The organism is Betaproteobacteria bacterium, from assembly GCA_009377585.1.
In the GTDB taxonomy this organism is placed as follows: Bacteria; Pseudomonadota; Gammaproteobacteria; order Burkholderiales; family WYBJ01; genus WYBJ01.
The window spans coordinates 1-13,005 of record WHTS01000146.1; the positions used below are offsets into that span (position 1 = coordinate 1).

Here is a 13,005-nt window from a genome sequence, read left to right on the forward strand (position 1 = left end):
CTAATGCCGATCGAGCAGCTTGCGCGGGTCGGTGATGCAACCGCTCACCGCGGCCGCCGCGACGCTTACCGGGCTTGCGAGATGGGTGCGGCTGTGCGGTCCCTGGCGATGCTCGAAATTGCGGTTGGTGGTAGAGATCGAGCGCTTGCCGGCGGGTACCAGGTCGCCGTTGCTGCCGACGCACATCGAGCAGCCGGCGTTGCGCCACTCGAATCCGGCATCGACGAAGATCCGGGCGAGGCCGGCTGCTTCGGCGGCGCGCTTGACCGCCATCGAACCCGGCACCGCGAACGCGGTCACGCCTGGTTTCACCTTGCGCCCGCGCAGCACGCGCGCGGCGGCTTCCAGGTCGGATAGCCGCGCATTGGTGCAGGAGCCGATGAACGCATAGTCGACCGGCACGCCTTCGAGCGGCTTGCCGGGCTCAAGATTCATGTAGGCCAAGGCGCGCTCGAGCGCCTGGCGCCGGTTTGCGTCGCCGACCCGCGCGGGATCGGGCAGCGGCTCGTTGACGCCGACCGTATCCTGCGGCGAATTGCCGAACGAAATCTGCGGCGCGATGCGCGAGCAATCGATCGAGAACTCGCGCTCGAAATGCGCATCGGGATCGCTGCAGAGCTCGCGCCAATCGGCGAGCGCCCGCCCCCAATCCTTCCCCTTGGGCGCATAGTCGCGGCCGGCGACATAGTCGAAGGTCGCATCATCGGGCGCTACGATCCCGTAGCGTGCGCCCAATTCGATCGACATGTTGCATACGGTCATGCGCGCCTCGATCGGCAACACGCGAATCGCGGAGCCCGCATATTCCACCGCGCAGCCGGTGCCCGCAGCGACGCCGTGCCGGGCAATGAAGTACAGGATCATGTCTTTCGCGCCGACGCCCGGACCGGGCGCGCCCTCGAACGTGATGCGCATCTGCGGCGGCTTGCGCTGCAGGAGCGCCTGCGTCGCCATCACGTGCATCACCTCGGTCGTGCCGATGCCGAAGGCGAGCGCGCCGAGTCCGCCGTTGGTGGCGGTGTGACTGTCGCCGCACACCAGCGTACAGCCGGGCAGCGTGATGCCGCGCTCGGGGGCGACGACGTGCGCGATGCCCTGGTGCGGGCTGTCCACGTCGTACAGCTCCTGGTCGAACTCGCGGCAATTGTCGCGCAGCGCGTGGATACGCTCGATGCCGGGGGGATGCGACTCCCCGGTGCGTCCGGGGAGCGTCGACAGGATGTGATCGACGACCGCGAAGGTGAGATCGGTGTTGCGCAGGCGCCGCCGCCTGCGCCGCATGCCGTCGAAGGCCTGCCGGCTGGTGCCGTCGTGCAGAAAATGCCGGTCGATGTGCAGCAGCGTGCGCCCGTCCGAAAGCTCGGTGATGACGTGGCTGCGCCAGATCTTGTCGACCAGGGTGCTCGCTTCGCGGTTGGTTGACATGACTATGGTGCCCCCTCAGAATCGACCGGCCCGAATCGAAGACGACGAGATGTCGCCGTAGCTCGCGCGCGGGACCGGATCGCGAGCTTTGTCCCAGAGTCGCGTTGCCATGTCAACTCCATCCCGAATCCCAAGCCGCGTGCTGGTCGCGATGTCCCTCGCAGCTGCGTGCGCGGTCTGCTCGCCGGTGCGCGCGGGCGAGCCGGCATGGAAGCCGCAGAAGAACGTCGAACTGGACGTCATCGAGACCCTGAAGAAGGGCACGCCGCCCCTGAGCTTCGGCTTCTCGACCGCGGCCGGCAACGCCTCGCACATCGCGCTCGCGCAGCTTGCCCGCTATGCCGATACCGATCCGCGCAAGCTGCGTGTGGTCGTCAACGCTTCGGGCAGCATCACCGCCACCCAGGTCGCCGGCAACCACGTCAGCGTCGGCGTTTCGAGCTCCGGCAGCGCAGCCGCGGTCGTGGCCGCGGGCAAGGCACGGCTGATCGGGACGCTGGCGAATCGGCGCCTGCCGCGGCTGCCCGATCTGCCCACGCTGGGCGAGCAGGGCTACGAGGTCGTCGCGCCCACCTGGTTCACGGTGTTCGGACCGAAAGGTTTGCAGCCCGCCCACGTCGCTTACTGGGAGGCAGCCTTGACGAAGGCGATGCAGCATCCCGAGGCGAAGCAGGTCGTCGAGTCGAACAACTGGAGCCTGGATTTCGTCGGCGCGAGGGAGCTGCCGGAGCTGCTCGACACGCAGTACGAGCGGCTGCGCGCCATGCTGGTCGAGCTCGGGATGGTCAAGTGACAGGCCGCTGCAGGCGCGTGCATACAAGGCACGTCATGCGCGCCGCGTACTGCAATGACCGGAAGCGGTCGTGAGGCACGCGGCGTCCGGGCGGAAGCGAACGCGCGTGAGGAAGGCCGAGATATGACGGAAGCAATCCACGTCGGGCTGATGGTGCCAAGCAACAACACGACCTTCGACCACGAACTGCGTGTGCTGCTGCCCGCGGGCTCCCGGTGTACCGCCTTGCACATTCCGCGCGGCAAGGGTCTGCTGACGCCGGCGACGCTGCCGGCGTACAAGGGTGAGGCGCTGGCGCTCGCTGCGCAATTCGCCTGCATCGACGTCGACGTCGTGGCCTACGGCTGCACTGCCGCCGGGTTCATCGACGGACCGGCGGGCGATGCCCAGCTCGCACGCGAGCTCGCCGCTGTCACCGGCAAGAGGGTCGTGACCACCGCGCGCTCCATGGTGCTCGGGCTGCAGGAGATCGGTGCAAAACAGATCGCACTGGTGACACCTTACCTCGATGCGGTCAACCAGCAGCTGAAGGCATTCCTCGCCGATGGCGGCATCGAGGTGCGGCGCTTCAACAGTTTCTTCGCGCCGGATGTCGATGCCCTCGGGCGCATCGACTCGACGGCGGTGGCGCGGCTTGCACGCGAGACGATGAGCGCCGAGTGCGACGCGATGTTCGTCGCTTGCACGCAGCTGCCGACGGCCGACATCCTGGATGCGCTGCGCGCCGAATTCGGGCGCCCGGTGCTCTCGTCCATTTGGGCGACCGCGCAGCAGGTGATGCGCGCGCTCTCGGCACAGGCGGCATGAGCACTGCGTCTGTCCTTCGTGGCTAGTAGCATCCGTAGCCAAGGTGTATCTCATCATTGACGCCATTTACAGGAGAGCGGTATGAGGGTGGCTTGCAAAACATCTGGAAGCACGATCGTTTCATCGGCAATGAGGTTCTCTGTCGTCGCGTTCATTGCTTTGGCCGGCGAACAAAGTGTGGCCGCCTCGGCTCCGGATTACCCCACGAAGCCGGTTACATTCTTCGCGCTGTCGGGGCCGGGCAGCGGTTTCGACACCACGACGCGCGCCGTCGCCAACGCGCTGACCAAGGAGAAGCTCGTAAAAGTACCGCTGCCGATCGAGAACTCGCCCAACTCTACGCAGGCGATGACGCTTGCCGCCACGCGTTACAAAGGCGACCCTTACATGATCTCGGTGAATTCGATTGCCGGAATGTTTCGGTATGCGACCGGGACCGTCCGCTTCAACCACAGGGATTACACGCCGCTGGCCGCGCTGATCAGCACGTATTACGCCGTCGCGGTGAGGACGGACTCTCCCTACAAGACCATCGGGGACCTCATCAAAGACCTGAAGGAAAGGCCCGAGAAGACGCCGATCTGTGGTGGTACCAGTGATGACCGGGTCTTTTACGGCGCAATGTTCAGCAGGGCTGGAGTGGATATCACCAAGATCGTCTACGTGAGCTACAGCGGCGGCGGTGAGATCAACATGGCGATCCTGGAAGGAAGTTGCAAGGCGGCGATGAACTCGGTCGACGAGCAGCTCGCCCTCGTTGAGGCGAAGAAGATCCGGTTCCTGGCCGTCAGTGCGCCCAAGCGATATGCGAGCGAGATTCTGAAGGGCGTCCCTACGTTGCAGGAGTCCGGCATCGATTTCCATTGGGCGAACGTGCGCTATGCCTTCGCGGCGCCGGGCTTCCCCGACCACGCCAAAGCCTATTGGACCGACGTACTGGCGAAGATGGTGAAGACGCCAACCTGGAAGCAGACCATTGCCAAGTACAACTGGGATGACTCGTTCCAGGTCGAGGGCTTGAACGAAACACTCGACAAGAAACAAGCCGTCGTCACCGAGATCCTGACCAAGCTCGGGATGACCAAGAAGCAGTAGTCGGACAGTCGCCGCGCCGCGCACCCATGGCGCGGCGACTGCAATGCCGTTACGCAGAGGGCTGCCCGTGGACATTCCCGTCTGGTCCAACCTCCTTCATGGTTTTGGAATCGTGTTTTCGCTCCAGAACCTGTCATTGCTCTTCGTGGGTGTTCTGCTCGGCACCATCGTGGGTGTCATGCCGGGGCTCGGCTCGCTCAGCACGATGGCCATTCTTCTGCCGGTCACGTTCGGCATGGACCCCGTTGCCGCAGTGATCATGCTGGTTGGAATCCACTACGGTTCCAGCTACGGCGGATCGACCACCGCCATCTTGGTCAATATCCCGGGCGAAGGTTCCTCGGTGATGACCTGCATGGATGGGTATCCGATGGCGAAACAGGGACGCGCGAAAGCGGCCCTTGCCACATCGGCGATCGGGTCGTTCTTCGCCGGCACGGTCAGCGCCGTGCTTCTCATGTTTCTTGCGGAGCCCATCTCCGCCCTGGGCATGAAGTTCGGTCCGCCGGAGTACTTCGCCATCATGTTCCTCGCGCTGACCATGGTCGGCAGCCTGTCGACCGAAGCGCCGCTGAAGGGCCTGTTCATGGCGCTCGTCGGCCTGCTGCTTGCCACGATCGGCATAGAGAGGCAGAGCGGACAGGTGCGCTTCACCTTCGGCGTCGAACAGCTCACCGACGGAATCCATTTCATCGTGGTGGCGATCGGGATGTTCGGCGTGACCGTGGTCATGAACGAATCGCAGCGGATTCGCAAGTTCGGATTCAAACCGCCGCGTGACCAGATCCGGGGTGTCGGTTTGTGGATCACCTGGACCGAGCTGAAACAGTCCTTCATGCCCTACGTACGCGGAAGCTTCCTCGGCTTTGCGACTGGGGTGCTACCCGGATTGGGTGGGATGACGGCGACGCTGCTCGCCTATGGCGTGGAGAAGCAGGTATCCAAACACCCCGAGCAGTTCGGCAAGGGGGCGATCGAGGGCGTGGCGACGGTGGAGGCCTCGAACAATGCGGCCAACGGCGCGAACCTCGTCCCGCTGATGACGCTGGGCATACCGGGCAATGCGTCTACTGCGCTGCTGCTGGGCGCGTTCATCATGTATGGCCTCAAACCCGGCCCGTTGCTCATGGAGACCAACCCCGACTTCTTCTGGGCCGTCGTGGCGAGTCTCTACATCGGCAACGTCATGCTTCTCATCCTGAACCTGCCGCTGGTCAACCTTTTCGCGAAGCTGCTCGATGTGCCCGAGGCGTTGCTGAACGGTCTCGTGCTCGCGCTCTGTGTCCTGGGGGTCTACACCCGGGAATATCTGATGACGGACCTCTATCTGATGATCGCTTTCGGCGTCCTCGGCTATTTCGCGGAGAAATACAAGTACCCCGTGGCGCCGCTTCTGCTCGGGCTGGTATTGGGCAATCTGCTCGAGCAGGCATTATTGCGCTCGATGTCGGTGTCGAACGGTGATCCCACCATTTTCTTCACGCGTTCCATATCGCTCGTCATCATGATCGCGGCACTGATCTCCCTGGCTTATTCCTTAAGGAAGTTCTATGCCGGCAAGCGGACTACGCTTTCGACCGAGGCGGGCCATGCTCTTGCGGCCGGACATCCGGTCGCCCCCGCCGTAAGCGGCGCCATGAGCAAACGATGGCTCACTGCCGACCGTCTCGCCGCGGTGTTGACGATACCGATTGGCGTGGTCCTCATCTTCGTTGCGCTCCAGGCGCCCCGACCCAATATACCTATGGTCATCGGGCCGCATGTCTGGCCGATTTGTATCCTGATCCTGCTGATCGCGTGCGCCGTGCCTTTGTTGTTGTGGCGGCGGGGCGGCGAAACTAAAGAGGTACCGCTTGCGTCGCCCCCATTGACTGCGGGAGCAGCTGGTGAGTCGAGCTGGTATGCGAAGCCCGCGATGGCAGCGCTGTTGACGGTTGCGGGTCTGCTGGTCTACACGTTGCTTCTCGAAGCGCTGGGTTTTCTCCTGTGTACCATTCTGCTCGTGCTCTACCAGACACGCGTCATCCAGCAGGGTCACTGGGTCCGCAACGTTGCCACAGCAGTGATCTTCAGCTTGGTGCTCTATTTCGGGATGACGAAGCTGCTCTCGGTAAAGCTGCCAGTGGGTTTGCTGGGGTGGTAGCTTAGGACGATAGTTCGTTGCAATTCAGCTGCCACGGCTCGGATCATGCTGTGCGCTCTACACCACTAGACCGTCTCTGCGCGCACCCTCGCTGGCGATCTCGCTTCTATCCCCGTTCGGCGCGAGCATGATCGGTGTCGGCGCCGACGGCCACCGACAGATTCTCGGTGTAGCGGAGGGTCAGAAGGAGGGAGGATCTGGAGGGCTGGCATGGTTTCCTACGCCATCTCAAGCAACGTGGCGTAGCCGGCGGTCCAGCTCATCATCTCCGACGCCTGTATCGGACATCGTTGAGGACGAGGCGGCGCTTTTTCCCCAGGCGCAATGGCAGCGCTGCGTCGTTTGCTTGAAAGTGGTTTGATTGGTGCAGTACGCTTCCTATTGGTGGCAGAACGACCGCCTCAGCCCGCGCGGAGTAGTTTGCGAATCACCGCTTCTCTATGGCACCACAGGCAGCAACGGGTCGAGTCAGCCATAGCTTGAGTTAGCAGATGGTCATTCGGGACGACTTTGCGCCCTATGACTACTGAGCAAAGCATTGCGAACGTGTTCCTCCAGAATCGCCAACGGCGGCACCGGCCGAAGGGCCGGATCTCGAGAAACTCTTCGATCTGACTCGTTCTCGGCCAGTGCTGACGTTCGATTTCGTTTAGGACACCGACCGCTATGGGGGTCCAAACTGTCATCGGGCACATCTACAAAGGCCGCGGCGATTCATATTGCATCGGCATTCAACCGATCGAAGATACTTTCAACTTGATGCCACCATGTCGGTGGTGATTCATCCTTGACACACAACTCCCCCTCCTCAAAGAGGGCGATGTCCCAGTAGGTGTCCAACTCGCCTTCGCCGCGATCCTCGCTGTTGTCGAAGAAGATCGCCAGCGAGGCGGCACGGGCACCGTGCGCAAAATTCACCAGCACACGCTCGTAACGACTCTCGAGCTTCTCCGGACTTACATCGTGGCCGCCCTTGGCATGCCGGATGGCGACGCGGGCCTTCGACTTCTCGATCGAATCGAGGCCGACAGCAAAGAGCACCACCAGATAGCCGCGCCGGCGGGCTTCCGCCATGAAAAGTACCTTATCTTGCACAGGGTCGGAGAACACTGTCTCGAAGCTGAAGCTGGTTTCCCGATCGAGATATTGAAGGCGTAGGCGAGTTCCCTCCTTCGCGGCCAGGTCCTCGAACTCTTCCTTGGTATGATTGTCCGTGCCGAGTTCCAGGGTGATAGCCCGCTCGACCTCGTCCGGGTTGATATGCTGCTCCAGCTTGCCGGCGAGGATATCGGCGAGTCGCTCGTTGTAGATCGTGGTTTTGCCGGCCCCGTTGTGACCGGCGATAACCAGCAGTAGGCGCCGGTCCTCTTGGGGAACCTCGTTTAAAAGCGCCTGCAATCGCTCCAGAAAGACATTAAGCGGACTCAGCTCGTCCCCTTTCGAGCCTTGCGCCCGGCGCCGAGGCCTGTGAACGCGCCCGCCAGCGCGGTAACGGCCCGGGTCGCTTGCTCACCCTCCTTGAGCCGCCTTTCCAGCGTGCTGGCCGCGAGTGCCTGGTAGGCAGCCTGCAGGGCATCGATATTGACTTGGGGAGCTTTGAGTAGGTCGAGCACAGTATTGCCAGCAGGCAGGAGCGCATAGAGCCAGCGCCCCTTGAGCGGTGGGTGGTTCTGCCATGATTGCGCCGCCCCGTAGAGCTGTTTGATGCGGTCACGATTCTCGTGGGAACGCACCTGCTCCATGTCGGTAAGCTTCATCCACTGATAGACAGTCTGCCGCGTGATGCCAAAGACTTCGGCGGTCTCGCTGATGTTCAGGCCGAAGACGGTACGCACCCTATCCAGAACGAATGCCGGCGAGAGAACGACGGAGGGCAACGCGGCCTCAAGATTGAATTCCAGTGCAGAAGGGGCCTCAAAGGTGGCGGCGTAGTTCTTGATGAGAACGAGGTAGACGTTGGTGGTTGCGGAGCGGCCTTCCCGTGAATTCGAGGCAACGGGACTCAACATATCCCAGAGACGGGAAGCGCCTTGGTAAGGGTCAGACTGTACCTCGACGAGGTTGCTTCCTGTCCCTTCGCCAAAGAGGCTACGCATGGCACCCTGACGGATCGCCAAATTGCGGCTGGCGAGCACTCGCGAATTGCTCATTCTCTCCTCCTTATGTCGGCTGGCCCGACCACTCGGCCACGGCTTCTGGCGAAATGATACGAGTAAATGTCATAGAAATATCGTCGCGAAGTCGCTGGAATTCGGCGGCGATTTCTGCCGCCTGCAACCGCCGCGAGTCCGCGCGCCAGCGGTCGATATCCAGGACTGCCGATGGCTGCCCTTGGGTGTACTTCTTCAACAATACCGGGGGCAAGTGAACCGAACCATCGAGATCGGGAGGCAGGGAAGGAGGCGCGAAGCCCCGTCCAAACTGGACACGCATTGCCCCCTCGGCCTCTCGAAGATATTCGTGGCTCATAAAGGCAGTCTGTGCGGTTTCGCCAAAGACGTGGGTCAAGTGACCGAATCTGTCTTTGAAGTAGTCCTCGGGCACTTTGCCGGCGGTGGGGATGATGAAGTCAACGTAGCGCAGGCCTAGTCGCTGCACCTTGACGCCTCCGGCGGCGCACAGGCAGTCAAGCATGGACCGCCATTCCGCGAGGAAGCGCAGCGAATCCTCGTAGAGGGAGGTGGTATAGGTCATCACCCCCTCCTGAAGACGCAACGCTCTGCGATTGTCGTCGCTGCGCAGTTCACGGCCGACCTCCCCCTCGTTCGGCTTAGATTCCACTGCGACGCCAGGCGTGCTGCCAAATACAAGCGTCACTTGCCGCACGGCCTTCATGGCGGGGAAGCGCTCCCGCAGCACAGTCTTGAGGCGCGCGGAGACGTCCTTGTACGCGGTATCGATTTCGGGATCAAAACGGACCTGCGCTAGCACAAGTGCCAACGGCGCATTGGGCCACCTGCCCAGCGGCTGGTCGTGATTGCTCACGGATATCCCTCCTGTATCAGACTGCGTCCAATTAACGGCAATCATACGCGCTACTTGACATATTGAAAAGCCGGAGGTTATTATTAGACACTCTATCATACATCCAGCGGAACTGGATTCATGAGGGTAACAACCATTCATCAAGGACAATTCAAATGAGCAACTCAATTGCCAGTCAGGCTCCGGGGCAGAACAAGGCCTTCACGGTCATCGTTAATGGTCGCCCACGCCAAGTGACCGGCAAGACACTTTCCTACGAGGAGATCATCAAGCTGGCCTTCCCAGGCGAACCTTCCAATCAGGACGTTGACTTCACGGTTGCCTATGCCAACCCCCACGGGAAAGACGGCACGCTGGTCGCCGGACAGGAAGTCCATGTGAAAGAAGGTATGGTGTTCAATGTCACCAAAACCAATCGTGCTTGATCCTGACATCCAGTCCCTGCAGGACGAGGGCCTGAGTGTCGAGGTGATGCACGGGCACCTGCTGGTTCATCAGGTGCCCTATGTCAAGACCGGCGGGAAGGTGGGGCGCGGCATTATGGTGACCGAGTTGGCCGGCAACGTTGGCACTTTAGGTAAGCCGAGCAACCATCAGATTTGGTTCGTCGGCGATGTTCCGTGCCACGCCAACGGCACGCCCATCAAAGCGCTAAATCGCACCGAAGGGCCGAAGGATCTCTGGCCCGGGTTTACGGCCCAACACCGCTTCTCGAACAAGCCCCACGGGGAAGGGGACTTCCCGAAAACACATTCGGCCAAGATCCGCCACTATCTCGCGCTGATTGCCCCGGAGGCTGCAGCCGTTGACCCGGATGCGACGCCCTATGTGGGCGAGCCAGTGGTTTCCTTTGACCCGGAACAAATCTTCAACTACTGGGACACCGCCTCGACGCGCGCCGGTATCCTTGCCGTGACCGCAAAACTCGCGCATTACCGAGTAGCCATCGTCGGCCTCGGCGGGACCGGCAGCTATGTCCTCGACTTGATGGCCAAGACGCCCGTGCGCGAAATCCATCTCTTCGATGGCGACCTATTCGAGCAGCACAGCGCCTTTCGCGCCCCAAGCGCCGCCTCGATTGAGGACATTGCGGCCAGGATGCCTAAGGTCGAATACTTCGCCGCGATCTACGCCAAGATGCGCAAGGGAATCTATTCGCACGCGGCCTACCTCGACGATGAGAATCTGTCCGAACTGGACAACCTCGACTTCGTGTTCCTATGCGTCGACAAGGGCGGTGTGCGTAAGATGTTGGGCGAGCACCTCATCGCACGCGGAATTCCGTTTGTCGACACTGGGATGGAGCTGTGCGTGTTGCCAGAGGCGAATGCCATTCTGGGCACTTGCCGGGCGACCCTGTGCACTGCGGGGAAGTCGGACCATTTCGGCCGGCATGCGCCACAAAGCGATGCGCCTAGAGATGACCTCTACCGCAGTAACATCCAAGTCGCGGACATGAATATGCTCAATGCCGTCCTCGCCGTCCAGTTGTGGAAGAAGCATTGCACGTTCTACCTCGACCACTGGCGACCCCATCATCACACCTATTCGATCGACTCCGCCTCCCTGACGCGCGACGAAGCGCTCAACCTCCCGCCCCATGAAGATCAAGCAGATCAGACCTGAATACGTCGAGTTCATTCCGGAGCGCCTCGACCAAGGCGTGCTCTACATCAGCGAGCGCTACCGCACCGCGGCGCATAAGTGCTGTTGCGGCTGCGGGAAGGAAGTGGTGACGCCTCTGTCATCGGCGGAATGGTCGGTCAAGCGCAATGGAGGTCGGGTCTCGCTGTGGCCGTCGATCGGAAACTTTGCTTTTCCCTGCCGCTCGCACTACGTAATTCAGAACAACCTTGTGCAGAAAGCCAGGGCAATGACGGATCGTCAGATCCAGCGGGTGAAAGCAAATGATCGCGCCGACAAAGCCGCTCAAATCCGCCGTACGAATTACGCTAAGGAGGCGGCCGCGCTAGCGACAAAACAGAACGCCCACATTGCACCTACTCACGAATGGCAACCAAGTATGAGTTGGCTGCAGCACCTGATTCGCTGGTGGAAGTCACTTTAGTGAATTGCCCCAACTTTTGTAGGTATGTATGAGGACTGCTCGGCCAGTGCGGTCGTCGGGGTTCGCAGCCACCAACGGCCGCAACGAGTCGGTCGACGGTCGTATTCCTGGAACTCTGACCGAATGACCTTCTGGCACTTCAGGCGATTACCTCACCCGAGCCGTTTCGGTCATTCGACCCTCAATACACGGCATCGCCCTGGTCGATGGAAACGTGCGTGAACACCTGGGAATCTCGCTGAACGGATCTTGCCCCACCTCTGCCACCCACGCCCGCAGGCGATGGCAAGGGGCGCGGGTATTACGACCTAAGTGGATAGACCCACGTGGCCACCACCGTCAGCCTGAGCCCGGATAGGCTGCGAGGGCGAGGTCATGCGGAGTTTGGATGGGGAGAAGCGGGCGCAGCGTCAGGGCTCGTACCTTGAGGTGATCGCGCGTGCGATTGCCGGCGGTGGTGTAAGAGCTCGCTCGCTAGTAGCGCATCGTGGGCGCCGCGCTGCCGCTGGTGCGGGCTGGCCCGCCTGCCGCTATGCTTACAAGCGCCACCGCCCCGAGGAAACGACGGTGTATCGGGTGGTGCAGGAGGAACTCGCGACCTTTGTTGCGCAGGTCGAGGCGCACACCGGGTCGAGCGTACCTGAGTTCGTATCGAGCGTACCTGAGTTCGTAAAAGACGAGTTCGAGGCGTATCTGGAATGTGGCATTCTGGCGCATGGCTTCCTGCGGCTGCGTTGTGGCGAGTGTGCGCACGAGAAGCTGGTCGCGTTCTCGTGCAGGCGACGGGGGTTCTGCCCCTCGTGCGGCGTTCGGCGCATGGACCGCTTGGTCGATCAGGTCATCCCGCGGGTGCCGGTCAGGCAATGGGTGTTGTCGTTTCCGATCCCGCTGGGCATTCTGTTCGCCGTGCACCCCAAGTCGCTGACACCGCTGCTGCGTGTCGTGCACCGGGTCATCACAGGTTTCCTGCTCAAGCAGGCGGGGCTCAAGCGAGGTGCAGCCGTTCAGAGATTCACTCGGCGGCGAATCTCAATATCCACCTCCACTGCATCTGGTGCTCGACGGGGTATATCGTTGCACCGAGGGCGCACCCACCTTCAAGGAGGGGCGTGACCCCCCGGCGATGATAAGAGGAGTTTGGGCATGCGGATAGAACTAGCCCTGCCGCCGCGAAAGACGTTCCTGATCCACAAACGCTTTGTCGAGGATGCGCATAAGGCATTCCAGCCCTCGCGCAAGTACTCACTCTATTACAGGGCAATTCGGGTTTGGCAGGGGATTACCCTCGCGGCTGTTAACACCGGCGCCAATCTGCTGATATGGGCGCTGATCGTCACCGTCGTATTCACGCTCAACTATTTCGCGCCACGCTATCCAGTTTTGGACTGGGGCGCACGGGCCATACTTTGGTTTTTCATTATTGCGACACTGTTTCGGATCAACAAGGCGTTTGATGATGCGATCTCGCGCCCGATGTTCCGGCTTGGCGCGAACACGCTCCGGGCCATGCTCCTCGGCAAGGCGTTGACTACGTTGCGGCCTCAGGGCCGTAAGGTCATTTCTGTGGCGGCGTCCAGAGGCCACCCGGTCAATCCGTGGGAACGCTTTGTCTGGGTATTCGCCGGGGTCGTTGTATCGCTGCTCTCCTATATATTCGAGAGCGAACTTATTCCGCAGGCAGACTTCCCC

General features: G+C 61.5%; 13 protein-coding genes. 9 read left to right on the forward strand and 4 right to left on the reverse strand.

All coding sequences use genetic code 11. The features are described from left to right. Complete coding sequence (leuC, locus tag GEV05_27480; protein ID MPZ47039.1) at positions 1 to 1,425, reverse strand: 3-isopropylmalate dehydratase large subunit; 1,425 nt, start codon at positions 1,423 to 1,425, stop codon at positions 1 to 3. Between the two features lie 109 nt (positions 1,426 to 1,534). On the opposite strand from leuC, the gene GEV05_27485 reads away from it, so the two are divergent. From GEV05_27485 to GEV05_27500, 4 genes are all read left to right on the forward strand, one after another. Then, positions 1,535 to 2,218 carry a hypothetical protein gene (locus GEV05_27485; GenBank protein MPZ47040.1) on the forward strand — a complete coding sequence of 228 codons (684 nt, stop codon included), beginning with the start codon at positions 1,535 to 1,537 and terminating at the stop codon, positions 2,216 to 2,218. 123 nt (positions 2,219 to 2,341) lie between these two features. Beyond that, positions 2,342 to 3,025 carry a hypothetical protein gene (locus GEV05_27490; GenBank protein MPZ47041.1) on the forward strand — a complete coding sequence of 228 codons (684 nt, stop codon included), beginning with the start codon at positions 2,342 to 2,344 and terminating at the stop codon, positions 3,023 to 3,025. A gap of 81 nt (positions 3,026 to 3,106) precedes the next feature. After that, the gene (locus GEV05_27495) at positions 3,107 to 4,120 is read left to right on the forward strand and encodes a hypothetical protein (protein MPZ47042.1); all 1,014 of its coding nucleotides are present in this window, start codon (positions 3,107 to 3,109) and stop codon (positions 4,118 to 4,120) included. Between the two features lie 43 nt (positions 4,121 to 4,163). Continuing rightward, entirely contained in the window at positions 4,164 to 6,263 is a 2,100-nt protein-coding gene (locus tag GEV05_27500) for a tripartite tricarboxylate transporter permease (GenBank protein MPZ47043.1), read from the forward strand. 714 nt (positions 6,264 to 6,977) lie between these two features. On the opposite strand, the gene GEV05_27505 is transcribed toward GEV05_27500, so the two are convergent. Genes GEV05_27505 through GEV05_27515 form a run of 3 tightly spaced genes read right to left on the reverse strand, consistent with a single transcriptional unit; the run spans position 6,978 to position 9,389 of the window. Further along, on the reverse strand, positions 6,978 to 7,691 hold the full coding sequence (locus GEV05_27505; GenBank protein ID MPZ47044.1) for a hypothetical protein: 714 nt from the start codon (positions 7,689 to 7,691) through the stop codon (positions 6,978 to 6,980). Further along, positions 7,688 to 8,413: a hypothetical protein gene (locus GEV05_27510; protein MPZ47045.1), complete on the reverse strand. Its 726-nt coding sequence runs from the start codon at positions 8,411 to 8,413 to the stop codon at positions 7,688 to 7,690. Before GEV05_27510 ends, GEV05_27505 begins: the two co-directional genes overlap by 4 nt. Before the next feature lie 10 nt (positions 8,414 to 8,423). Further along, the gene (locus tag GEV05_27515; protein MPZ47046.1) at positions 8,424 to 9,389 is read right to left on the reverse strand and encodes a TIGR04255 family protein; all 966 of its coding nucleotides are present in this window, start codon (positions 9,387 to 9,389) and stop codon (positions 8,424 to 8,426) included. A 14-nt stretch (positions 9,390 to 9,403) separates the two neighbouring features. On the opposite strand from GEV05_27515, the gene GEV05_27520 reads away from it, so the two are divergent. The 5 genes from GEV05_27520 to GEV05_27540 form a co-directional block, all read left to right on the forward strand. After that, on the forward strand, positions 9,404 to 9,673 hold the full coding sequence (locus GEV05_27520) for a hypothetical protein (protein ID MPZ47047.1): 270 nt from the start codon (positions 9,404 to 9,406) through the stop codon (positions 9,671 to 9,673). Next, entirely contained in the window at positions 9,648 to 10,874 is a 1,227-nt protein-coding gene (locus tag GEV05_27525) for a ThiF family adenylyltransferase (protein ID MPZ47048.1), read from the forward strand. The genes GEV05_27520 and GEV05_27525 overlap by 26 nt, the downstream gene beginning before the upstream one ends. After that, a complete protein-coding gene (locus GEV05_27530; GenBank protein MPZ47049.1) occupies positions 10,849 to 11,316 on the forward strand; it encodes a hypothetical protein in 468 nt (155 codons plus the stop codon). Before GEV05_27525 ends, GEV05_27530 begins: the two co-directional genes overlap by 26 nt. A gap of 375 nt (positions 11,317 to 11,691) precedes the next feature. Then, complete coding sequence (locus GEV05_27535; protein ID MPZ47050.1) at positions 11,692 to 12,429, forward strand: hypothetical protein; 738 nt, start codon at positions 11,692 to 11,694, stop codon at positions 12,427 to 12,429. Positions 12,430 to 12,459: 30 nt separating this feature from the next. After that, on the forward strand, positions 12,460 to 13,005 hold a 546-nt coding region (locus tag GEV05_27540; GenBank protein ID MPZ47051.1), incomplete at its 3' end, for a hypothetical protein.